At 68.8% G+C, this 23,454-nt stretch carries 18 protein-coding genes; 12 read left to right on the top strand and 6 right to left on the bottom strand.

The features are described from left to right. Window positions 1–89: 89 nt before the first annotated feature. From gspF to AC3A6X_RS03370, 3 genes are all read left to right on the top strand, one after another. Window positions 90–1,322, top strand: a complete 1,233-nt coding sequence (gene gspF / locus AC3A6X_RS03360) for a type II secretion system inner membrane protein GspF (RefSeq protein ID WP_487840796.1) — start codon at window positions 90–92, stop codon at window positions 1,320–1,322. A 14-nt stretch (window positions 1,323–1,336) separates the two neighbouring features. Next, a complete protein-coding gene (locus AC3A6X_RS03365) occupies window positions 1,337–2,236 on the top strand; it encodes a 5'-nucleotidase (RefSeq protein ID WP_487840797.1) in 900 nt (299 codons plus the stop codon). A 117-nt stretch (window positions 2,237–2,353) separates the two neighbouring features. Next, complete coding sequence (locus AC3A6X_RS03370) at window positions 2,354–4,141, top strand: ABC transporter ATP-binding protein/permease (RefSeq protein ID WP_487840798.1); 1,788 nt, start codon at window positions 2,354–2,356, stop codon at window positions 4,139–4,141. Here the strand turns inward: AC3A6X_RS03370 and queC are convergent. The 3 genes from queC to AC3A6X_RS03385 are packed head-to-tail and all read right to left on the bottom strand — an operon-like array spanning window position 4,120 to window position 7,577. Further along, on the bottom strand, window positions 4,120–4,821 hold the full coding sequence (gene queC, locus AC3A6X_RS03375) for a 7-cyano-7-deazaguanine synthase QueC (RefSeq protein WP_487840799.1): 702 nt from the start codon (window positions 4,819–4,821) through the stop codon (window positions 4,120–4,122). The two genes, AC3A6X_RS03370 and queC, sit on opposite strands and share 22 nt — an antisense overlap. Window positions 4,822–4,839: 18 nt before the next feature. Next, the gene (locus AC3A6X_RS03380; protein WP_487840800.1) at window positions 4,840–5,307 is read right to left on the bottom strand and encodes a cyanophycin metabolism-associated DUF1854 family protein; all 468 of its coding nucleotides are present in this window, start codon (window positions 5,305–5,307) and stop codon (window positions 4,840–4,842) included. After that, complete coding sequence (locus tag AC3A6X_RS03385; protein WP_487840801.1) at window positions 5,307–7,577, bottom strand: cyanophycin metabolism-associated ABC transporter; 2,271 nt, start codon at window positions 7,575–7,577, stop codon at window positions 5,307–5,309. Before AC3A6X_RS03385 ends, AC3A6X_RS03380 begins: the two co-directional genes overlap by 1 nt. Before the next feature lie 127 nt (window positions 7,578–7,704). Between AC3A6X_RS03385 and AC3A6X_RS03390 the strand changes: the two genes are divergently transcribed. From AC3A6X_RS03390 to AC3A6X_RS03410, 5 genes are all read left to right on the top strand, one after another. Further along, complete coding sequence (locus AC3A6X_RS03390; protein WP_487840802.1) at window positions 7,705–9,945, top strand: cyanophycin synthetase; 2,241 nt, start codon at window positions 7,705–7,707, stop codon at window positions 9,943–9,945. Between the two features lie 45 nt (window positions 9,946–9,990). After that, on the top strand, window positions 9,991–12,558 hold the full coding sequence (cphA, locus tag AC3A6X_RS03395) for a cyanophycin synthetase (RefSeq protein ID WP_487840803.1): 2,568 nt from the start codon (window positions 9,991–9,993) through the stop codon (window positions 12,556–12,558). Between the two features lie 172 nt (window positions 12,559–12,730). After that, window positions 12,731–13,120 carry a hypothetical protein gene (locus AC3A6X_RS03400; protein ID WP_487840804.1) on the top strand — a complete coding sequence of 130 codons (390 nt, stop codon included), beginning with the start codon at window positions 12,731–12,733 and terminating at the stop codon, window positions 13,118–13,120. A 106-nt stretch (window positions 13,121–13,226) separates the two neighbouring features. Continuing rightward, a complete protein-coding gene (locus AC3A6X_RS03405) occupies window positions 13,227–13,478 on the top strand; it encodes a hypothetical protein (RefSeq protein ID WP_106555108.1) in 252 nt (83 codons plus the stop codon). Between the two features lie 31 nt (window positions 13,479–13,509). Then, entirely contained in the window at window positions 13,510–15,024 is a 1,515-nt protein-coding gene (locus tag AC3A6X_RS03410; RefSeq protein ID WP_487840805.1) for a CYTH and CHAD domain-containing protein, read from the top strand. 474 nt (window positions 15,025–15,498) lie between these two features. On the opposite strand, the gene AC3A6X_RS03415 is transcribed toward AC3A6X_RS03410, so the two are convergent. The 3 genes from AC3A6X_RS03415 to AC3A6X_RS03425 form a co-directional block, all read right to left on the bottom strand. Next, entirely contained in the window at window positions 15,499–15,783 is a 285-nt protein-coding gene (locus tag AC3A6X_RS03415) for a hypothetical protein (RefSeq protein ID WP_487840806.1), read from the bottom strand. Next, the gene (locus tag AC3A6X_RS03420; protein ID WP_487840807.1) at window positions 15,780–16,448 is read right to left on the bottom strand and encodes a hypothetical protein; all 669 of its coding nucleotides are present in this window, start codon (window positions 16,446–16,448) and stop codon (window positions 15,780–15,782) included. Before AC3A6X_RS03420 ends, AC3A6X_RS03415 begins: the two co-directional genes overlap by 4 nt. A 351-nt stretch (window positions 16,449–16,799) precedes the next feature. Further along, window positions 16,800–17,768, bottom strand: coding sequence for an AraC family transcriptional regulator (locus AC3A6X_RS03425; protein WP_487840808.1), 969 nt, complete (start codon window positions 17,766–17,768; stop codon window positions 16,800–16,802). 140 nt (window positions 17,769–17,908) lie between these two features. Between AC3A6X_RS03425 and AC3A6X_RS03430 the strand changes: the two genes are divergently transcribed. From AC3A6X_RS03430 to AC3A6X_RS03445, 4 genes are all read left to right on the top strand, one after another. Next, entirely contained in the window at window positions 17,909–18,811 is a 903-nt protein-coding gene (locus AC3A6X_RS03430; RefSeq protein ID WP_487840809.1) for an NmrA family NAD(P)-binding protein, read from the top strand. Between the two features lie 149 nt (window positions 18,812–18,960). Further along, window positions 18,961–19,311, top strand: a complete 351-nt coding sequence (locus AC3A6X_RS03435; protein WP_487840810.1) for an alpha/beta hydrolase — start codon at window positions 18,961–18,963, stop codon at window positions 19,309–19,311. A gap of 209 nt (window positions 19,312–19,520) precedes the next feature. Further along, window positions 19,521–21,410: a 1,4-alpha-glucan branching protein GlgB gene (gene glgB / locus AC3A6X_RS03440; RefSeq protein ID WP_487840811.1), complete on the top strand. Its 1,890-nt coding sequence runs from the start codon at window positions 19,521–19,523 to the stop codon at window positions 21,408–21,410. Beyond that, window positions 21,403–23,448, top strand: a complete 2,046-nt coding sequence (locus AC3A6X_RS03445; protein WP_487840812.1) for an alpha-1,4-glucan--maltose-1-phosphate maltosyltransferase — start codon at window positions 21,403–21,405, stop codon at window positions 23,446–23,448. The genes glgB and AC3A6X_RS03445 overlap by 8 nt, the downstream gene beginning before the upstream one ends. Window positions 23,449–23,454 lie beyond the last annotated feature (6 nt).

Consider the following 23,454-nt stretch of genomic DNA (forward strand, 5'->3'; position numbering starts at 1 on the left):
TCCTCGGTTTGCTGTTGTGAAAGCCGCGTGACGAAAAGGCGGCGCCAAACGTCGACAATGCGGACTCGCGCATTTTGCCGCCAGTCCCCATGCCCGCCTATTCGTTCGAAGCCATAGACCAACAGGGGCAGCCCCGCAAGGGCGTGCTCGAAGCCGACACCGCGCGCAGCGCGCGCGGCCTGCTGCGGGCGCAGGCCCTGATCCCGCTGTCGGTGACGGTGGTCGGCAGCGCCGAGGGCGGCGCCCCCGCCTCGGGCGGCTGGCGCCGCTTACTGGGCGGCAGGCGCATCTTCAATTCCACCACCCTTGCGGTCTGGACCCGGCAGCTCGCGGGGCTGGTCTCCTCGGGCCTGCCGCTGGAACGCGCGCTCACCGCGCTGACCGACGAAGCCGAGACCGAGGAACAGCGCAACCTGGTCGCCTCGCTCCGGGCGGACGTCAACGCGGGCTCGCCCTTCGGGCGCGCGCTGTCGCAACATCCGCGCGAGTTCTCGCCCATCTACACCGCGGTGATCGGCGCCGGCGAGCAGAGCGGCAACCTCGGCCTGGTGCTCGAGCGCCTGGCCGACGACCTGGAGCAGCGCCAGGCCCTGCAGCAGAAGCTGGTCGGCGCGGCCCTCTATCCGGCGATCGTGACCCTGGTCGCGATCGTGATCGTGGTCTTCCTGGTCAGCTACGTCGTGCCGCAGGTGGCCAACGTCTTCGCCGGCACCAAGCGCGCGCTGCCGATCCTCACCGTGATCATGCTGAAGATGAGCGACTTCGTCCGCAACTACGGCTGGCTGATGCTGGGCGTCGTCGTGCTGGCGGCCATCGGTATGCGCATGGCACTGGCGCGCGCCGCCTTCCGCGAGCGCTTCGATGCCACCTGGCTCGAACTGCCGCTGGTGGGCCGCCTCTCGCGCGGCTACAACGCAGCGCGCTTCGCCAGCACGCTGGCCATGCTGGCCACCGCCGGCGTGCCCATCCTGCGCGCGCTGCAGGCTGCCTCCGAGACGCTGGGCAACCGCGCGATGCGCGCCGATGCGCTCGATGCGCTGGTGCTGGTGCGCGAGGGCGCGCCGCTGGCCTCGGCGCTGGCGCAGAAGAAGCGCTTCCCCGGCATCGTCTCGATGTTCGCGCGCCTGGGCGAGCAGACCGGCACCCTGCCCCTGATGCTGCAGCGCGCCGCCACCCAGCTGGGCGCCGAGGTGCAGCGCCGCGCGATGCACCTGGCCACCATCCTCGAGCCCCTGCTGATCGTCGCGATGGGCGCGGTGGTCATGCTGATCGTGCTGGCGGTGCTGATGCCGATCATCCAGCTGAACCAGTTCGTCAAGTAGTCGAGTCCTCAACCATGCCGGTCTCCCTGGACGACAAGCTGGTGGTCGCGATCTCGTCCCGCGCCCTGTTCAACCTGGAAGAAGAGAACCGCCTGTTCGATGCCGGCGACCCCGACGCCTACATGCGCCTGCAGCTCGAGCGCCTCGACGTGCCGGCCGCGCCCGGCATCGCCTACTCGATGATCCGCAAGCTGCTGCGCTTCAACGACGACGGCGTCCAGCGCGTCGAGGTCGTGATCCTCTCGCGCAACGACCCGGTGTCCGGCATGCGCATCTTCAATTCGGGCGCCGCGGCGGAGCTGCGCGTGCAGCGCGGCGTGTTCACGCAAGGACGGCCTCCCTACCGCTACCTCCGGCCGCTCAACGCCGACATCTTCCTGTCGGCCAACGCATCGGACGTGCGCGAGGCGCTGGTGGCCGGCTTTCCCGCCGCGCACGTGCGCGTCGATGGGGCCCTTGCCAGCGCGCTGCACCCCGACGAGGTCCGGATCGCCTTCGACGGCGATGCGGTCCTTTTCTCCGACGAGGCGGAGAAGGTGTACCAGATGGAAGGCCTCGATGCCTTCCAGGCGCACGAGACCAGCAAGGCCGCCGTGCCGCTCGGGGCCGGCCCGTTCAAGCCCTTCCTCGTGGCCTTGCACCGGCTGCAGCAGGCTTCGAGCACCGGCATGCGCGTGCGCACCGCGCTGGTGACGGCGCGCGGCGCCCCCGCCCACCGCCGCGCGATCCAGACGCTGATGGACTGGAACATCCGCGTCGACGAAGCCATGTTCCTGGCCGGGCTGCCCAAGGGCGAGTTCCTGCGCGAGTTCGAGCCCGACTTCTTCTTCGACGACCAGACCGGTCACGTCGATGCGGCCGCGCGGCACGTGCCGGCCGGGCATGTGGCCAGCGGGATCAGCAACCCCCGCTGAGCGCCGGACCCGCCCTGCGGACCCGCTTCTTGCTTCAGCCCCGCTTAAGACGCCGGCGGCTACGATCTGGCCCTCCGCGGCAGAACAGAACGCGCGTCCATCGCGCCCGGGAACTCCATGTCAACCTCGACCGACTCCAAGCCCTCGCTCCTGCAGACGCTCAGGCACATCCTCGCGCTGGCAGCCCCCTACTTCAGATCCGAGGACAAATGGAAAGCACGCGGCATGTTGGTGGCCGTGGTCCTGCTCAATCTCGGCACGGTCTACGTGACGGTGCTGATCAACGACTGGAGCCGGGTCTTCTATGACGCGCTGCAGAACAAGGACCAGGCCGTGTTCTGGACGCAGCTGCTGCGCTTCACCTACATCGCCATGGCGGGCATCCTTGTTGCCGTCCTCAAGTTTTACGTGACGCAGCTGCTGCAGGTGCGTTGGCGCGCGTGGATGACGCGCAACTACCTGACTCGCTGGTTGTCCAACCGCACGTTCTACCGGCTGGAGCTCGCGCGCTATGCGACACAGCCGGCGCTGACAGGCAACAACGCCGGGCAACCAGGCACGCCGGACAACCCGGACCAGCGCATCCAGGAAGACATGCAGATGTTCACCGACTACACGATGACCCTGTCGATGGGCATCCTGAATTCGGTGGTCACGCTGGTCACCTTCATCGGCATCCTGTGGACGCTCTCGGGTCCGCTGTCTTTCACGCTGATGGGCCAAGCGGTGTCGATCCCGGGCTACATGGTGTGGGTCGCCGTGCTCTACTGCGCGGCCGGCACGGTCCTCACGCACTTCATCGGGCGCCCGCTGATCGGCCTCAACTTCCGCCAGCAGCGTTTCGAGGCCGACTTCCGGCACCACCTGATCCGCGTGCGCGAGAACAGCGAGGCCATCGCCCTGGACCGCGGAGAGACGGTGGAGCACCGCCAGCTGGACACGCGTTTCTCGTCCGTCCTGCGCAACTATCTCTCCCTGATCCGCCAGCAGAAGAACCTGGTGGCCTTCACGGCTTCTTTCGCGCAGCTCTCGGTGGTGTTCCCCTTCTTCCTCGCGGCGCCGCGCTTCTTCAGTGGTGCGATCCAGTTCGGCACGTTGATGCAGATCTCGCGCACCTTCAACACCGTGCAGGACGCGCTTTCCTGGTTCGTCGACAACTACGATCGCGTCGCGATCTGGCGCGCCACCGCCGATCGTCTCACCAGCTTCGACGAGGCCATGACAGCACAGGCCGCCATGCAGAGCGCCGTCGAGCGCACCGAGGCGCCTGCATTGCAGGCGCAAGACCTCGATGTCGCCCTGCCCGACGGCACCGCGCTGCTCGACAACGCGGCACTTTCGGTGCAACCCGGCGAGAGCGTGCTGCTGCAGGGTCCCTCGGGCAGCGGCAAGTCGACCCTCTTCCGCGCCTTCGCCGGCATCTGGCCTTTCGCGCACGGGCATGTCGCGCTGCCGCGCAATGCGATGTTCATTCCGCAGCGCCCTTATGTGCCGGACGGCAGCCTGCGCGATGCGCTGGCGTACCCGGACCCCGCCTCCGACTACACCGACGCCCAGCTCGTGCAGGCGCTCGATGAGGCCATGCTGCCCCAGCTGGCCGGCCGGCTGGACGACACCGATGTATGGAGCCAGAAGCTCTCGGGCGGCGAGCAGCAGCGCCTGGCCATCGCCCGCGTGCTGCTGAAGAAGCCGGCATGGGTCTTTGCCGACGAAGCGACGAGCGCGCTCGACGCACCCACCGAAGAAAAGCTCTACCGCAAGCTGGTCGAGGGCGTGCGCACGGCCGGCGGGGCGATGGTGTCGATTGCCCACCGCGCCTCGGCCGCGGCCTTCCACGACAAGCACTGGACCCTGGTGCCGCAGCCCGAAGGCGCGGGCGCGCGCTACCGGCTCGAAGCCGCGTAGCGCTCCCAGCCGCGAGCGCGCAGCTCGCAGGCCGGGCAGCTGCCGCAGCCATAGCCCCACACGTGACGCTGGCCGCGGTCGCCGAGGTAGCAGGTGTGGGTGTCCTCGACGATCAGCTCGACCAGCGCATCGCCGCCCAGCCGGTGCGCCATGGCCCAGGTCGCGGCCTTGTCGATCCACATCAGCGGCGTCTCGATCACGAAGCGGCGGTCCATGCCCAGCGAGAGCGCGAGCTGCATCGCCTTCATGGTGTCGTCGCGGCAGTCGGGGTAGCCCGAGAAGTCGGTCTCGCAGACGCCGGTGACGATCACCGTCAGCCCGCGCCTATAGGCCAGCGCGCCGGCCAAGGTGAGGAACAGCAGGTTGCGGCCCGGCACGAAGGTGTTGGGCAGGCCGTTGGCCTGCATCTCGAAGGCGATGTCCTGCGTCAGGGAGGACGCGCTGATCCGGCCGAGCACGTCGACGTTGATCAGATGGTCCTCACCCAGCCGCGGCGCCCAGTGCGGGAAGCGCTCGCGCAGATGCGCCAGCACGGTGCGCCGCGCTTCGAGCTCGACGCTGTGGCGCTGGCCGTAGTCGAAGCCGATGGTCTCGACGCGCTCGTACTTGTCGAGCGCGTCGGCCAGGCAGGTGGTGGAGTCCTGGCCGCCGGAGAAGAGGACGAGTGTGGTGGTGTGCATCGAAGGTCGACCGTCGGCTCAGAGAAATCGTTCCAGCAGCTTGCGCGACGCCCGATCCAGCGCCTTCGCATCCGGAATGCGGAACTGCACCCCATGCGCGCTCGCGATCAGCAGCGCGCCGCCTTCGAGCCGGCGGATGTCCTCCTCGGCCTTGAGCACGAACCGGGTGTCGCCACGATCGGTGCTCACGGTCCAGGTGCTGGGCACGCCGAAGCTCGAGACCTTGTGCAGCTTCAGGAGCGTGGGTGCGAAGTCGCGCGCGGCCAGGTCTTCGGCGAGCAGTGCGCGCGTCGGCTCGGGCAGGTCGGCCACGCGATCGATCCACAGCAGCTCGCGGCCTTCGCTGCCGACCAGCGAGAGGCCTTCGCCGGGCGCACTGAGCGGGAAGGCACGCACCGGCACCACGCCGACGTGACGGACGCCTTCGGCCTCGATCAGGACGAGGTGGCCGAAGGCATCGCGTTCCAGCTTGAAACTGGCGCTCATCATGCCTCTCCCGCCGGATGCGCCGCATGCCCGGCGAACGCCAAAGCGGCACCGGCCCGCTCGTCCGCGGAGCCGGGGCTCTCGTCGTCGGCCTGGCGCAGCTGCGCCTGGTAGAGCCTCCAGTAGGCGCCCTGCTTCTCCATCAGCGCATCGTGCGGCCCGACCTCGACGACTTCGCCGCGGTCCATCACCACCAGCCGATCGGCCTTGCGCAAGGTCGAGAGCCGGTGCGCGATGGCGATGGTGGTGCGCCCCTGCACCAGGTTGTCCAGCGCCTTCTGGATTTCCTTCTCGGTCTCGGTGTCCACCGCCGAGGTGGCCTCGTCGAGGATCAGGATGCGCGGGTCGATCAGCAGCGCGCGCGCGATGCTGATGCGCTGGCGCTCGCCGCCCGACAGCCCCTGCCCGCGCTCGCCCACCAACGAGTCGTAGCCGTGCGGCAGGCGCAGGATGAAGTCGTGCGCATGGGCGGCGCGCGCCGCGGCCACGATCTCCTCGCGCGTCGCTTGGGGCTTGCCGTAGGCGATGTTCTGGGCGATGGTGCCGAAGAAGAGGAAAGGCTCCTGCAGCACCAGCCCCACGTGGCGCCGGTAGTCGGCCACGGCGAAGCGGCGGATGTCGGTGCCGTCGACCAGGATGGCGCCGTCGGTCACGTCGTAGAAGCGGCAGATCAGGTTGACCAGCGTGCTCTTGCCGGAGCCGCTGTGGCCCACCAGGCCGATCATCTCGCCCGGCTCGATCACGAGGTCCAGGTCGCGGATCACGGCGCGGCTGCCGTAGCGGAAGCCCACGTCGCGCATCTGGATGCGGCCCTGCACGCGCTCGATCTTCACCGGGTCGGCCGGCTCGGGCACGTTGCTCACGTGGTCGAGGATGTCGAAGATGCGCTTGGCCCCGGCCGCCGCCTTCTGCGTGACCGAGACGATGCGGCTCATCGAATCCAGCCGCGTGTAGAAGCGCCCGATATAGGCGATGAAGGCGGTCAGCACGCCCACCGTGATGTTGTGGCGCGCCACCTGCCAGATGCCGAAGGCCCAGACCACCAGCAGGCCGATCTCGGTCAAGAGCGACACGCTGGGCGTGAACAGCGACCAGGTCTTGTTGAGCTTGTCGTTGACCTGCAGGTTGTACAGGTTGGCGGCGTGGAAGCGGCCGGCCTCGCGCTTCTCCTGCGCGAAGGCCTTGACCACGCGGATGCCGGGGATGGTGTCGGCCAGCACGTTGGTCACCTCGCTCCAGACGCGGTCGATCTTCTCGAAGCCGGTGCGCAGCCGGTCGCGCACCACGTGGATCATCCAGGCGATGAAGGGCAGCGGCACCAGCGTGACAACCGCCAGCAGCGGGTTGATGGAGACCAGGATGACGGCGGTCATCGCGATCATCAGCACGTCGGTCAGGAAGTCCAGGGCGTGCAGCGACAGGAACACGTTGATGCGGTCGGTCTCCGAGCCGATGCGCGCCATCAGGTCGCCGGTGCGCTTGCCGCCGAAGTAGTCGAGCGGCAAGGTCAGCAGGTGCTCGTAGGTGGTGGTGCGCAGGTCGGCGCCGATGCGCTCCGAAACCAGCGCCAGCAGGTAGGTGCGGGCCCAGCCCAGCGCCCAGCCCGCGAGCGCCGCGATCAGCAGCAGGCCCAGGAAGAGCGCGACCTTCTCGACCGCGATCTGCTGCCCGTTCTGGAACGGGATCAGGATGTCGTCCATCAGCGGGATGGTCAGGTAGGGCGGCACCAGGGTGGCCGCTGTCGAGGCCAGGGTCAGCAGGAAGCCGGCAATCAGCTGCTTGCGGTAGGGCCGGGCGAAGCGGCCCAGGCGCAGCAGGACCCAGGTGGAGGGCGGGGTCTGGAGCTCGGGCTCGGCCAGGGGGCCATCGTCGGCCTCGGCCTCTGTCGCGGACGCGACACCGGCGGCCTGCTGGCCGAAGAGCTTCTGCAGCCGCAGCGCCGCAGCCTGGTGTGAAAGGGTGTAACGCCAGCGGGCCAGCCGGCCGCGGTCGTCCTGCAGGTCCAGCGAGCCGATGCCGGCATGGTCGGCCAGCTGCAGTTCCAGCCCCGGATGGGCCAACGGCCATTCGGCCCAGGCGCCCCCGGCGTCCCTGGCCAGCAGGCGCCGATCGGTCAGCGCGAGCAGTCCGGTGCTAAACCGAAGTTCTCCATCGAGGTCAACCGGGACCGTCGCCAGCACGTTTTCGGCAGTTCCGAGCCGGCTTTTCAGGGCAACCGAAGCCTCCTCTTCTTCGCCCCCCGGGGCCTCGACTGGATCGTGATGTTGCATTGTGTTTCTGTGTGTCTGGCCCGTCGCGGGCCGCCTCATGGCGCTCGCCGGGCGCCGATTCTGACCGATGGCCATGGGCGCGCTTGAAGGCGCCGCAGTGCTCGGCCAAAGCACAACGAACGTTTGCATGACCCGTTTCGACGACATCCGCCTGCTGCGCGTCAACTATCTGCGCGGCCCGAACCTCTGGACCTACCGGCCCGTGCTCGAAGTCTGGCTCGACCTCGGTGCCCTGGAGGACTTCCCTTCCAACAAGATCTCCGGCTTCACCGAGCGCCTGACGACGCTGCTGCCGGCCCTGATCGAGCACCACTGCGGCGTCGGCGAGCGCGGCGGCTTCATCCAGCGCCTGAACGAAGGCACCTGGGCCGGCCACGTGCTGGAGCACGTGGTGATCGAGCTGCTCAACCTGGCCGGCATGCCCACCGGCTTCGGCCAGACCCGCAGCACCTCGCAGCACGGGGTCTACCGCATGGTGTTCCGGGCGCGCGACGAGCAGGTCGCCCGGGTCGCACTGGCCGAGGGCCACCGCCTGCTGATGGCGACCATCAACAACGCCCCCTTCGACGCCGCCGACGTGCAGCGCGCGGTCGACGCGGTCAAGGCCAAGGTCGAGGACTGCTACCTCGGCCCGAGCACCGCCTGCATCGTCGGCGCCGCCACCGACCGCGGCATCCCGCACATGCGCCTGAACAGCGGCAACCTGGTGCAGCTCGGCTATGGCGCCAGCCAGCAGCGCATCTGGACTGCCGAAACCGACTACACCAGCGCCATCGGCGAGTCCATCGCCAGCGACAAGGAACTCACGAAGACGTTGCTGGCCGGCTGCGGCGTGCCGGTGCCCGAAGGCCAGGTGGTCGCCAGCGCCCAGGAGGCCTGGGAAGCCGCCGAGGACATCGGCCTGCCGGTGGTGGTCAAGCCTTCCGACGCCAACCATGGCCGAGGCGTCTCGCTCGAGCTGAACACCCGCGAGGAGGTCGAGGCCGCCTTCGCGGTGGCCGAGCCCGAGGGCAGCGACGTGATGGTCGAGCGCTTCATTCGCGGCCATGAGCACCGCCTGCTGGTGGTGGGCGGCCAGGTGGTGGCCGCCGCCCGCGGCGAGATCATCACCGTGACCGCCGACGGCCAGGCCAGCGTCGCCCAGTTGATCGACAGCCAGCTCAACAGCGACCCGCGGCGCGGCGTCGAGGAAGAATTCCCACTCGACTTCCTGAACGTCGCGACCGACCCCAAGCTGCAGCTCGAGCTCAAGCGCCAGGACCTGGACGCCGCGGCCGTGCCCGAGGCCGGCCGCGTCATCACCATCCAGCGCAACGGCAACATGGCCATCGACTGCACCGACCAGGTCCACCCCGAGGTCGCGCATGCCGCCGTGCTGGCCGCGCGCGTGGTCGGCCTGGACATCGCCGGCGTCGACCTGGTGGCGCAGGACATCGCCCGCCCGCTGGGAGCGCAGGGCGGCGCCATCGTCGAGGTGAACGCCGGCCCCGGCCTGCTGATGCACCTGAAGCCCGCGGTGGGCTCGCCGCGCCCGGTGGGCCGCGCGATCTGCGACCACCTGTTCCCCGACGACGCACCCGGCCGCATCCCGGTGGTGGGCGTGTCCGGCTCGCGCGGCACCGCCGTGCTGGCGCGCCTGATCGCCTGGCTCGTAGGCCTGGGCGGCCGCCACACCGGCCTGGCCTGCCGCGACGGCCTGTTCCTCGAGCGCCGGCGCGTCGATGCACGCGACAGCGCCAACTGGGACGCCGGCCGCCGCCTGCTGATGAACCGCGCCGTGCAGGCCGTGGTGATCGAGAACGGTGCCGAAACCATCCTGCGCCACGGCCTGGCCTATGACCGCTGCGAGATCGGCATCGTGACCGATCTGGAAGGCGCCGAGGACCTGGCCGAATTCGACATCACCGAGAGCGACCAGATGGTCAAGGTGCTGCGCACCCAGGTCGACGTGGTGCTGCCCGAGGGCACGGCCGTGCTCAACGCCGCCGACCCGCGCGTCGCCGGCCTCGCGCCGCTGTGCGACGGCGACGTGATCCTCTACTCGGCCGACCCGCAGGCCGAGGCGCTGTCCAAGCACCAGCAGGCGGGCGGCAAGGCCGTCCTGGTGCGGCAGGACCGCGTGGTGCTGGCCAACGGCAGCAGCGAATCCTTCCTGCCCGGGCTGGGCCGCCTGACCATCTGGCGCGCCACCCATGCGGGCGTGGGCCTCGAGAGCCTGCTGGCCGCGGTCGCCGCCGCCTGGGCCATGGGCATTCCGCTGAGCCTGATCGGCGCCGGCGTCGAAGCCTTCGAAGCCGACCTGCAGGCCGCGCTCGCCTCGCTGCAGCTGTCCCAGACCCTTCTTTCGCCCGAACAACAACTGGCTTGACCGGCAACGCCGGTCCTTCCGTATCGCCCCCTCAGTCTCAACGCCATGGACGTCAAACGCATTCGCGCGCTGCGCGGGCCCAATCTCTGGAGCCGCCACACCTGCATCGAGGCCATCGTCACCTGCAGCGGCGACGAGAACGCCGTCGGGCGGCTGCCCGGCTTCGAAAGCCGCCTGCGCGCCCTCTTCCCCACCATCGGCGAGCTGCACCCGATCGTGCTCGGCCAGCCGCTGGCGCTGGCCCATGTGCTGGAGAACGCCGCCGTCGCGCTGCAGGCCCAGGCCGGCTGCGCGGTGAACTTCGGCCATACGGCGCGCACGGTCGAAGAAGGCGTCTACCAGGTCACCTTCCAGTACAGCGAGGAAGCCGTCGGCCGGCGTGCGCTGGAGCTGGCCGAGCAGCTGATCGCCGCCGCGCAGAACGGTAAGGGCTTCGACGCCACCGCCGCCATCACCGAGCTGCGTGACCTCGACGAATCCGAGCGCCTCGGCCCGAGCACCGGCTCGATCGTCGATGCCGCCGTGGCGCGCGGCATCCCGTACCGCCGCCTCACCAGCGGCAGCCTGGTGCAGTTCGGCTGGGGCTCGAAGCAGCGCCGCATCCAGGCCGCGGAAGTCGACAGCACCAGCGGCGTGGCCGAGTCGATCGCTCAGGACAAGGAGCTCACCAAGCAGCTCCTCAACGCGGCCGGCGTGCCGGTGCCGCTGGGCCGCCCGGTCACGAGCGTCGACGACGGCTGGGCTGCGGCGCAGGAAGTCGGCCTGCCCGTGGTGGTGAAGCCGCAGGACGGCAACCAGGGCAAGGGCGTCACCGTCAACATCAGCACGCGCGAGCAACTGAGCGCCGCCTACGACTCGGCCGCGGCCTACGGCGAGGTGATGGTCGAGAAGTTCCTGCCGGGCTTCGACTTCCGCCTGCTGGTGGTGGGCGACCGGCTGATCGCCGCCGCCCGCCGCGATCCGCCGCAGGTGATCGGCGACGGCAGGCAGACGGTGCGCCAGCTGGTCGACCTGGTCAACCAGGACCCGCGCCGCGGCGAAGGCCATGCGACCTCGCTGACCAAGATCCGGCTGGACGACATCGCCATCGGCCGCCTCGAGGCGCAGGGCCTCGCGCCCGACAGCGTGCCCGCGCTGGGCCAGCGCGTGGTGCTGCGCAACAACGCCAACCTCTCGACCGGCGGCACCGCCACCGACGTGACCGACACCGTGCACCCCGAGGTGGCGGCGCGCGCCGTCGATGCGGCCCAGATGGTCGGCCTGCACATCTGCGGCGTCGACATGGTCTGCGAGAACGTGCTGCGCCCGCTCGAGGAGCAGCACGGCGGCGTGGTCGAGGTCAACGCCGCACCCGGCCTGCGCATGCACATCTCGCCCTCCTTCGGCCGCGGCCGCGCGGTCGGCGAGGCGGTGATGGACACCCTCTTCGCGCCCGGCGACGACGGCCGCATCCCCGTGGTGGCCGTCACCGGCACCAACGGCAAGACCACCACTGCGCGCCTGATCAACCACCTGCTCGCCGGCAGCGGCCTGCGCACCGGCATGACCAACACCGACGGCGTGTACGTCGACGGCCGCCAGACCGACAGCGGCGACTGCAGCGGCCCCAAGAGCGCGCGCAACGTGCTGCTGCATCCCGACGTCGATGCCGCCGTGTTCGAGGTGGCGCGCGGCGGCGTGCTGCGCGAGGGCCTGGGCTTCGACCGCTGCCAGGTGGCGGTGGTCACCAACATCGGCAGCGGCGACCACCTGGGCCTCAACTACATCACGACGGTGGAAGACCTCGCCGTACTCAAGCGCGTGATCGTGCGCAACGTGGCACCCGGCGGCTATGCGGTGCTCAACGCCGCCGACCCCAACGTGGCGGCCATGGCCACCAGTTGCCCCGGCAGCGTGATCTTCTTCACCCACGACCGGCAACACCCGGTGATGGCCACCCACCGCGCCCAGGGCAAGCGCACCGTCTACGTCGACCAGGACACGCTGGTCGCGGCCGAGGGCTCGTGGCGCGAGCGCATTGCGCTGCGCGACGTGCAGATCACGCGCAACGGCAGCATCGGCTTCCAGGTCGACAACGTGATGGCCGCCGTGGCCGCGGCCTGGGCCGTGGGCCTGGACTGGGACAGCATCCGCCGCGGCCTCGCCAGCTTCAAGAACGACGCGGCCGGCGTGCCGGGCCGCTTCAACGTGATGGACTACCGCGGCGCCACCGTGATCGCCGACTACGGCCACAACACCGACGCCATGCGCGCCCTGGTGGCCGCGGTCGACACCATGCCTGCGAAGAAGCGCTCGGTCGTGATCAGCGGCGCCGGCGACCGCCGCGACTGCGACATCCGCGACCAGACCGCCATCCTCGGCCAGGCCTTCGACGACGTGATCCTCTACCAGGATGCCGCCCAGCGCGGCCGCGCCGACGGCGAAGTCATGGCCCTGCTGCGCCAGGGGCTCGAAGGCGCCACCCGCACCCGCAGCATCGACGAGATCCGCGGCGAGTTCATCGCCATCGACACCGCGCTCGCGCGGCTGCAGCCGGGTGAGCTGTCGCTGATCCTGGTCGACCAAGTCGAGGAAGCGCTCGCTCACCTGGCCAAGCGCATCGCCGAAGCCTGAGGGGCGAAGGCCGGCCCGCATCCGGCCCCCGCCCTGCCAGACCTGTCCGACATGAAGCCGCGGCCCGGGTGCCGGGCGGCGAGCCACGCTGTCCCACAGCCCGCGCTCCTAGGGCCTTGGACACTGCCCCACCGGATGGCGCACGCTGCGCCGCCCCAAAAGGAGTGCCTTCATGAACAGGACCATTCGTTCCACCCTCGCGCTGGTGCTTGCCGCCAGCGGCCTCGCGGCACCGGCCTTGACCAGTGCCCAGGGAACAGACCCCATTTACCTGCGCGAACGCGCCGTCTGCGACAGTGGCCTGCAGGACCGCAGCGCCTGCCTGCGCGAAGCCGGCGCCGCGCGCTACGAAGCCAACCGCGGCGGCCTGACCAGCGCCGCGCCGACGACCTACGAGCAGAACGCGCTCGCCCGCTGCGCGCTGCAGCCTCCGGCCGATCGCTCCGCCTGCGAGGCCCGGATGCGCGGCACCGGCACGACCTCGGTCGAGGGCAGCGTGCTGGGCGGCGGTTTGATCCGCGAGACCGTGACGCCGATACCGGTGCCTGCGCAGGTCCAGTGAGCCAACCCGCCAAGCGAAAACCAAAGACCTACGCTGTCACACGACTGTCACAAAAGGGTAAGTAGGGATGGCTATAGTTCTGGGTCCATTAGGAGGAACCCAGCCCATGAACGCCATCAAGGTCGCCCGCCGCTTCATCGAGACGGACCCGGCCAACGAATCGGCCCAGATTCTCGCCCGCCTGGTCCTGGCCCTCGAGTCCGAGCGGAGCTTCGAGCTGGTCACGCTCTATGCGCTCGACTACAAGAGCTTCCAGCTGGCGATGGACATCTTGAAGGAATGGCGTCTGGACCGTTACTACGCGAGCAAGTCCAAGCTGTTCGACTTGTCGCTGCAAGTCAGCGAGCTGCCGGGCTGAGCGCGTCGCAACCGGGGTGCCGTCAGAAGACGTGACCGAATTCGAGCTCAAGTTCCAGGTCGACCCGCAGCACCGGGCTGCCGTCGAAAGCGCGGTGGCGCGCGGCAGCTCCCGGCGGGAACGCCTCCAGGCCCGCTACTACGACACCACGGACGGCGCCCTCGCAGTGCAGCGCATCGTCCTGCGCATCCGCAAGGAAGGCCGGCGCTGGGTGCAGACCGCCAAGGCGCCGGGCGGCAACGCGCTGGAGCGCCATGAACACAACGTCGAGATCGAAACCGCCAAGGCCAGCGACGTGCCGCTGCCACGCCTGGAGCGCCATGCCGGCACGCCCGTCGGCGCACTGATCGACAAGGCGCTGCGCGCCGCCGGCCAGGCGCCGGCCGAAGTCCTGCTCATGCCGACCTACGGCACCGACATCCGCCGCACCACGCGCGAGATGCGCACAGGCGATGCGCGTGTCGAGCTCGCGTTCGACCGCGGCGAGGTGCGCGCCGGCGATCGCTCCCATCCCGTGTGCGAGCTCGAGATCGAACTCAAGAGCGGCAGCCCGCAGTCCCTGCTCGAGCTGGCGCGGCGCTGGCGCATGCGCTATGGGCTCTCGCTGGACACCGTGTCCAAGGCCGCGCGCGGCGAACGCCTGGCCAAGGGCATCGAGTACGGCGAAGCGGTCAAGGCCGAGCCGCCCTCGGTGGACGAGGACATGGACGGGCCGCAGGTCTTCCGCGCGGTGATCGGCGCCTGCCTGGCGCAGATGCTTCCCAATGCCAGCGAAGTGGCGGCCGGCAGCCCCGACCCCGAGCACGTGCATCAGTTGCGCGTCGGCATTCGCCGCCTGCGCACGGCGCTGCGCGAGATGGCCGACTTCGCACCGGCCATCGATCCCGCCTGGGAGCCCGCCCTGGTCGACGCCTTCCGCGCGCTGGGCCGCCAGCGCGACCGCGAGCACCTGCAGAAAGGCGTGCAACCGCAGATCGAAGCGGCCGGCGGCCCGCCGGTGGCCTGGCCCGAGCCGGCCGAGCCGGAGCCGGCACCGGCCGCCGTGGTGCGCGACCAGGCCTTCCAGCTGGTGCTGATGAGCCTGATCGCCGCCTCGCTGCCGCCCGACGAGCAAGCCGCCGACGCGCCGCCGCCGGAGCAGCAAAAGGCCGAGCCGGCCCGCAAGCCGCTGCGCGCGCGCCTCGCGAAGCTGCATCGCCAGGTGGTGCGCGACGGCCGGCACTTCGAGGCGCTGGAGCCCGAGGCGCAGCACCGCGTCCGCAAGCGGCTCAAGCGCCTGCGCTACCTGGGCGAGTTCGTCGCGCCCATCTTCGGGGAGGGCCGCGCCGCGCGCTACCTGAAGGAACTGAAGCCGGCCCAGGATGCCCTGGGCGAGCACAACGATGCGGCCGTGGCGATCGACGCGTACCGCGAGGCGGCGAGCCATGACGGCAGCGCCTGGTTTGCCGTCGGGTGGCTCTCCGCGCGGCAGCCGCAAAGTGCGCTCGAATGCCGCGCGGCGCTGGACAAGATCGCGCAGGCGCGGCGGTTCTGGAAGGGCTCGTAGCTGGAATCGGCGCAGTCCGATGCTCTGGACTGTGAGGCGCCTTAGTGGATCGTCGCCGGGGAACGACGAGGTCGCTTTCGAACCGAGAACGTGACGGTGTGTCTGGATTGACGACCACCTCGCCCGTGGCGTGGAGCCGGTACTCGCCAGGCTTGGCCTTGCGGAATGAGCGCGTGTCCGGCGGAAGCGCGTAGCGCTCCCCCGTGCGGCGCCCCTCCAGCCGGAGAGAGATGCCGCCGCGCGGCGTGGCAGACAGGACGCGGCCGAAGACCTGCTGCTTGTCGATCAATTCGCCGTCAGCGTCGAGGTAGATCAGGCCCACGAGCAGCAGTTTTCCGGGAAGCCTGGCCGCGAAGCCGGCATCCCAAGGGGCAAGCGCATCGAATTCTTCGTTTATCGGGAGTCGCTGCGGTCAGTTCTTGTGAGCGTCGCAACCGAGAGGTCGCTACTTCACTTCCTGGCAGTGGTTACCTGTCACGCACCCGATCTTTTCTCGGCTTCGACTTGGTAACACGCAGCTCTGTCGCACAGTATGAATTCAGCAGACCCGCTGGCCTTTCCTTCTGAAAACTTGAAGCTCTTGAATGGTCGTAGCGATAGTTGAGCCGGATCTGCTCCGTATTTCATTTGCAGTTCCGAGCGTGAAGCTTCATAGACTGGCGATGATTCGATCATTTGCTTTCCGGCGTACGCAACAATCAGCACGACGCAAGACAGCAGCGCCAGCGTGAGGCCTATTTTTCTCAGGAGTTTCCTCATTGGTGCGCCATTGCCCGACATGTGCAATCTGCAGTCGACCGGGGGCGAGTCACAGCTGTCATCTGGACACCTCCTGCTGCCTCTGCCTTCAGCCCCCACTTCTTGCCGAATGAAGGATCGAGCCAACTCAATCCGCTGTACGGGCGGCCCGTTGTCAGACCTTTCCCAGTGTTCGCAGCGATGACGTCCAGGTTCATTCCCAGACCACTGATGCCTGCCTTGCCGAACAACTCCAAGAACGCTTGGTCGTCTCCACACTCCGCGAGCGCACCTTGACCCGCAGGCAAGCCACCGGTGGGCGAATACATGACGCCACCGCCGACCCCGTAGGCGCCACTCCTGATCGCCTTCTGGCTCACGTTGAGGCGGTAGTTGTCGTAGCGAACGCGCCAGACCTTGTAGTAGTACGTGTTGAGTGCGCGGATGATCGATTCGGGGTCGTCTCTGGGCGCGTAGCGCTGAACGAAGCGCCGAGCTTCCGTTGCCATTGCATCGATCTTGCGGGAATAGGTCTCGATGTCGATGGCCGGATAGATTTCTTTGGCGAAGGTCAGGGCAGCACGGCCAACGTCGATCTTGTCTTCCGGCAATTCGAGCAAGGCTCGAACTTCGTGGCTGAATGGAGAGACCAGCGGCTTGGCAGATATCGCAGATGGAATGGCCAAGGTCCACGCCATCCTGGTCAAAGCAGTCAACAGTCCGAAAAGCGCGGCTCTGCGCCTCAATTTTTGTTTGCCTTTTTTTCGCAGGCCGCGTTGTAGCACACCCGACAGACCGAGCCTACACAGACAAACCAAGCCTTATAGACCCTGAGATTTCGCTGCCCACAAAAGCAAACCAAACCCCCCCTCCAACTTTGTACGCACACGTCGGCAACAATTGATTTATCGGCCAAATCAACTCACATGACGCATTTCCCTGAATTCCCCTCCAGTAGACGACGTCGAATTCCATCTGCGACAGGATGTTTTTGCCGCCTGTTTTACAAACAAATTAACAATTGAAAACCAAGAGCATCAACTCGCACGCTGCACGACAACCCGCCCGCGCCGCGCCGCGCCCGGCGAGACACCGACATAGCGCTTGAACGACCGGCTGAACGCCGCCTCCGACTGGTAGCCCAACTGGCTGGCCAGCTCCACCAGCCGCGCGTTCTTCTCCTGTAGCAGCGTGAGCGCGATGTGCATGCGCCAGCGCGCCACGTACTGCATCGCCGGCTCGCCGACCAGGGCCGTGAAGCGGGCCGCGAAGGCAGAGCGCGACATCGCGGCCTCGGCGGCCAGCGAGGCCACCGTCCACGGCCGCGCCGGCTCGCGGTGGATGAGCGAAATGGCGCGGCCGATCTGCCGGTCCTGGAGGGCGCCGAGCCAGCCGGTGCGCGCCGCCGGATCGCGCGCCATCCACGAGCGGATGGCCTGGATCACGAGGATGTCGGCCAGCCGGGTGATCACGGTCTCGCCGCCCGGCCGCAGGGCTTTGGCCTCGGCCGCCATGAAGCGCAGCGTGCTGCCCAGCCATTCGGCCTCGGGCGAGCGCTCGGCATCCATGCGGATCACGGCCGGCAGCAGCCGGACCAGGCGCTGCGCCGCCGGATGGTCGAAGCGCACCGCCCCACACACCAGGCCGGTGACCGCGCCGCCGCCGCCATGGCGCAGCACTTCGTAGCGCTCGCTGAGCTGCTCGCGCGGCAGGTCGAAGAGCCCGGCCGCCTCCGCACCCGGCTCGCTCACCAGCCGATGGCCGGCGCCGTGCGGCACCAGCGCGAACTCTCCCGGCGCGAGCCGCTGCGGCTCGAGGCCCTCGACCTCCAGCCAGCAGGGGCCGGCCGTCACCACATGGAACATCAGGCAGCCCTCCATCGGCGGCAGCGCCAGTCCCCAGGGCGCACTGAACTCGGAGCGGCAGTAAAAGACGCCGTTCATGCGCAGGAAATGCAGGGCTTCGCCCAGGGGGTCCACGGGGATGAAGGCGTCGGCGATCTGCATGGGGCGAGTATGGGAGGCTCCATACCCATCGTCCAGGCCAACTGGACGAATGAGCATGAAATTGCGATCTCATGACATTGATAAGCCTCCCAGTGCCGACGATAGTAGACGCCATGTCTCAACCACCAGGAGCACCGATCATGACCACCACCCCTCTCCTCACCATCATGGGCGCCACCGGCCACACCGGCGGCAAGATCGCCCGGCGCTTGCTGGCCGCCGGCGCCCGGGTCCGCGCCATCGGCCGCAACCCCGACAAGCTGGCCGCGCTGGCGAGCGCCGGTGCCGAGGTGCTGGCGGGCGACAGCCGCGACCCGGCCTTCCTGGCGCAGGCCTTCCGCGGCGCCGATGCGGTCTACACCCTGCTCGCCACCGATCGCCAGGCGCCCGACTACGCGGCCCGGCAAGACGAGGAAGGCGAGGTGATCGCAGCCGCACTGCGCGCCAGCGGCGTGCGCCGGGTCGTCGCTCTCAGCAGCCTGGGCGCGGACGTGCCCGAGGGCACCGGCTTGATCGCCGGCCTGCACCGCCAGGAGCAGCGCCTGCGGAAGATCGCCGGCATCGACCTCTTGCTGCTGCGCCCGGTCTCTTTCTTCGAGAACCTCCACGACTCGCTCGGCACCATCAAGGCAGCGGGCATGCTGGCCGACACCGTCGCCCCCGACCTGGCCGTGCCCATGATCGCGACCGACGACATCGCCGCGGTCGCTGCCCAGGCCCTGCTGGCACGCGACCGGACCGACATCGCGGTGCGCGAGCTGCTGGGCCAGCGCGACATCAGCCATCGCGAAGTCGCCCGCTTGATCGGCGAAGCCATCGGCCAACCGGCGCTGCCCTATGTGCAGTTGCCCGAGGCCGACATGGGCGAAGCACTCGTCGGCGCCGGCCTGTCGCCCAGCTTCGTGGCGCTCTACCTGGAGATGACGCGCGCCTTCAACGAGGAGCGCATCGGCCCCCGCGAAGGCCGCACGCCTGCGAACACGACACCCACCCGCTTCGAGGACTTCGTTCCTGAACTCGCCGCCGCCTACCGCCAGATCTGAATACGGCCGGATGCCCCACCTCCCAAAAGTTCCGCTTCATTGTTTCTAGCGCGTGAACACCGTGATTCGATTTCTTCGGGTTTTCACCTAGTTTTCCGCGGCAGACTCCGTACCCGAACCATCCAAAGCCACTGAAGAAGGAACGAAAAATGAAGACCTCCAAGATCATCGCCGCCGCCGCCCTGTCGCTGCTCGCCGCCGCCGGCGCCCAAGCCGAAACCTATGAAGGCGTGCAAGCGCCCGTGTCGACCTTCAGCCGCGCCGAAGTGAACGCCCAAGCCACCGAGGCCGCCCGCGCCGCCAACCCCTATGCCGACGGCGCTGCCGCCGGCGTCGCACCGGTAGTTGCCAGCGTGCGTGACCGCGCCACCGTCGAGGCCGAGGCCGTTGCCGCCGCCCACGACGGGACGCAGAGCCTGGACCGCAAGGCCTTCGTGAACAGCGTGATCCCGGCGCAATACAAGATCGAGCGCAGCAACACGCGCCAAGCCGGTCTGTAATCACCGGCGGATCTCTCCGAAAAATCGGGCCTCGCGCAAGCGGGGCCCGATTTTTTTGCCTCGCAAGGACCAAGACGCGTCGCTGTCCGACAGGCCGAAGGGCACAGGGTGCTTGCCGCGGCGGTGCTGGGCCTCTACAAAGAGCGGTCCAGCCCGTCCGGCCGTGTTGTTCGCACGGCCGTGGGCTCGAACGCCCAAGGACGTCCGCAGTGACCATCACCACCACCGCCTTCAATGCCCAGGATCGCTACTTCTTCGGCGAGGGCACCCACTCCCGCCTCTACGATCAACTGGGCTGCCACCTGCGCGCCGAGGGCGGTGCCCGATTCGCGGTCTGGGCGCCGAACGCCGCATCGGTCTCGGTGGTCGGCGACTGGAACGGCTGGAACGGCGACGCCCACCCGCTGGAGCCGCACGAAGACACCGGCATCTGGACCGGCTCCGCCTGCGAGGTCGAGCCCGGCCAGGCCTACAAGTACCGCATCCGCTCGCGCCACAACGGCTACCAGGTCGACAAGGCCGATCCCTTCGCCTTCTTCTGCGAGCCGCCGCCGGCCACCGCCTCGCGCGCCTGGTCCCTCGACTACACCTGGAGTGACGGCGAGTGGATGGCCAAGCGCGGCCCGCGCAACGCGCTGGACGCGCCCATGTCCATCTACGAGCTGCACCTGGGCTCCTGGCAGCGGCGCGACGGGCGCTTCCTCGGCTACCGCGAGCTCGCGCCCCTGCTGGCGGACTACATGCACGAGATGGGCTTCACGCATGTGGAGCTGATGCCCGTCACCGAGCATCCGTTCTACGGCTCCTGGGGCTACCAGACCACCGCCTACTTTGCGCCCACCTCGCGCTACGGCACGCCGCAGGACTTCATGTACCTGGTCGACCACCTGCACCAGCGCGGCATCGGCGTGCTGCTGGACTGGGTGCCCTCGCACTTCCCCACCGACGAGCACGGCCTCGGCTACTTCGACGGCACCCACCTCTACGAGCATGCCGACCCGATGCAGGGCTTCCATCCCGAGTGGAAGTCCAGCATCTTCAACTACGGCCGCCACGAGGTGCGCAGCTTCCTGATCTCCTCCGGCCTGTTCTGGCTGGAGAAGTACCACCTGGACGGCCTGCGCGTCGATGCGGTCGCCTCCATGCTCTACCTCGACTACGGGCGCGCGCACGGCGAGTGGATTCCCAACCGCCACGGCGGCCGCGAGAACCTGGAGGCCATCGAGTTCCTGCAGACCCTCAACCGCACCGTCTACCGCGAGCACCCCGACACCCTCACCATCGCCGAGGAATCCACCGCCTGGCCGCGCGTCTCGCGCCCCACCGACATGGACGGCCTGGGCTTCGGCATGAAGTGGAACATGGGCTGGATGCACGACAGCCTGGCCTACATGCACGAGGACCCGGTGCACCGCCGGTATCACCATCACCAGCTGACCTTCTCGCTGGTCTATGCCTTCAGCGAGAACTTCGTGCTGCCGCTCTCGCACGACGAGGTGGTGTACGGCAAGGGTTCGCTGCTCGGCAAGATGCCGGGCGACAGCTGGCAGCAGTTCGCCAACCTGCGCGCGCTCTTCGGCTTCATGTGGGGACATCCGGGCAAGAAGCTGCTGTTCATGGGCGGCGAGTTCGGCCAGCGCCGCGAATGGACGCACGACGGCGAGCTCGAATGGTGGGTCGCCGCGCTCGAGGGCCACGCGGGGCTGCAGCGCTACGTGGCCCAGCTCAACCACGTCTACCGCGCCACCCCCGCGCTGTACGAGCTGGACTTCTCCGCCGCCGGCTTCGAATGGGTCGCCGCCGACGATGCCGAGCGCAGCGTGTTCGCCTTCCTGCGCAAGCCACGCGAAGGGGCGCCCGTGCTGATCGTCAGCAACATGACGCCGGTGCCGCGCACCAACTACCTGCTTGGCGTTCCCAGGGCGGGTTTCTGGCGCGAGCGCCTCAACAGCGATGCCAGCGAATTCGGCGGCGCGGGCTGGGGCAACTTCGGCGGGGTCGAGGCCTCGCCGGTGCGCGCCCATGGCCGCATGCACTCGCTCTGTCTCACGCTGCCGCCGCTGTCTACCTTGATCCTGGAGCACAGTCCCCATGCCTAAGGCCGCCGCATCGCCCACCCCGAAGATCGAACGCGCGGACGGCGAGGACGGCCGCGCGCGCGCCGTGATCGACGCCGTGCTGCCCAACGTCGACGGCGGCCGCTTCGCCGTCAAGCGCGTGGCCGGCGAGACCCTGCGCGTGCATGCGCACTGCTTCGCCGACGGCCACGACGTGCTGCGCGTGTTCCTGCGCTGGCGCTCCGAAGCCGATGCGGACTGGACCGAGCTGCCCATGAAGCCGCTGGGCAACGACGTCTGGGAGGCCGAGTTCGTCCCGCCCGCCATGGGCCGCTACCGCTACACCGTCACCGCCTGGGTCGATGCCTTCGAGTCCTGGCGCCACGACATGGCACGCCGCATCGACCCGGAAGACATCCGCATCGCCTCCCAGGTGGGCGCGCAGGAAATCGCCGCCGCGGCCGGGCGCGCCAAGGGCGCCGATGCCCAGGCGCTGGCCCGCTGGAGCAGCGAGCTGAAGACCGCGGCGATCGAAAACACCATGGAAGCGCCCGCCCTCAAGGCCCTCGCGCTGGACGAGGCCCTGTGTACCCTGGCCGAGCGCTACCCCGACCGCCGCCTGGCCACGCAGCACCCGGTGGAGCTCCCGCTGGTGGCCGACCGCGAGCGGGCCCGCTTCAGCACCTGGTACGAGCTCTTCCCGCGCTCCACCGCGCCCGAGGGCGACCGGCACGGGACCTTCAAGGACGTGGAGGCGCGCCTGCCGGCCATCGCGGCCATGGGCTTCGACGTGCTCTACTTCCCGCCCATCCATCCGGTCGGCCGCATCCAGCGCAAGGGCAAGAACAATGCGCTTGCCGCGCAGCCCGGCGATGTGGGCAGCCCCTGGGCCATCGGCGCCGAGGAAGGCGGCCACAAGTCCATCCTTCCCGCGCTGGGCACCCGCGAGGACTTCCAGCACCTGCGAAGCGAAGCGCAGCGCCATGGCCTGGAGATCGCGCTCGACATTGCCTTCCAGTGCGCGCCCGACCATCCCTACGTCAAGGCCCATCCCAGCTGGTTCCGCTGGCGGCCCGACGGCACCGTGCAATACGCCGAGAACCCGCCGAAGAAGTACCAGGACATCTATCCCTTCAACTTCGAGACCGAGGACTGGCAAGGCCTCTGGACCGAACTCAAGAGCGTGTTCGAGCACTGGATCGGCGAGGGCGTGAAGATCTTCCGTGTGGACAACCCGCACACCAAGGCCTTCCCCTTCTGGGAATGGGCGATCACCGAGCTCAAGCGCGATCACCCCGACGTGCTGTTCCTGGCCGAGGCCTTCACCCGGCCGAAGGTGATGCACCGGCTGGCCAAGCTGGGCTACTCGCAGTCCTACACCTACTTCACCTGGCGCAACACCAAGCACGAGCTCACCGAGTACTTCACCGAGCTCTCGCAGGGCCCCGGCAGCGAGTACTTCCGTCCCAACGTGTGGCCCAACACGCCCGACATCCTGCACGAGCGGCTGCAGGGCGGCGAGACCGCCGTCTTCATGGCCCGCCTGGTGCTTGCCGGCACGCTGGCCGCGAGCTACGGCATCTACGGCCCCGCCTTCGAGCTGCGCGAGCACTTGCCGCGCGAGCAGGGCAGCGAGGAATACCTCGACTCCGAGAAGTACCAGCTGCGGCGCTGGAACCACGACGACCCGCAAAGCCTCGCGCCCTTCATCGCCCGCGTCAACCACATCCGGCGCGAGAACCCCGCCCTGCATGCGGACCGCGGCCTGCGCTTCCTCACCATCGACAACGACGAGCTGCTCGCCTATGCCAAGCGCTCCGACGACGGCAGCAACGTGATCGTGACAGTGGTGAACCTCGACCCGCACAATGTGCAGTCCGGCTGGCTCGAGCTGGACCTGGCTTTCATCGACTGCGACTCCGCGCACCCCTTCCAGATGCACGACCTGCTGAGCAACCAGCGCTTCCTCTGGCAGGGTGGCCGGCATTTCATCCGGCTCGACCCGCACAGCGTGCCGGCACATGTCTTCGTTGTGCGGCGGCGGGTGCGCGACGAACGCGACTTCGACTACTTCCTGTGAGGCTGG

It is taken from the genome of Variovorax sp. Soil_C_12 (genome assembly GCF_057657375.1).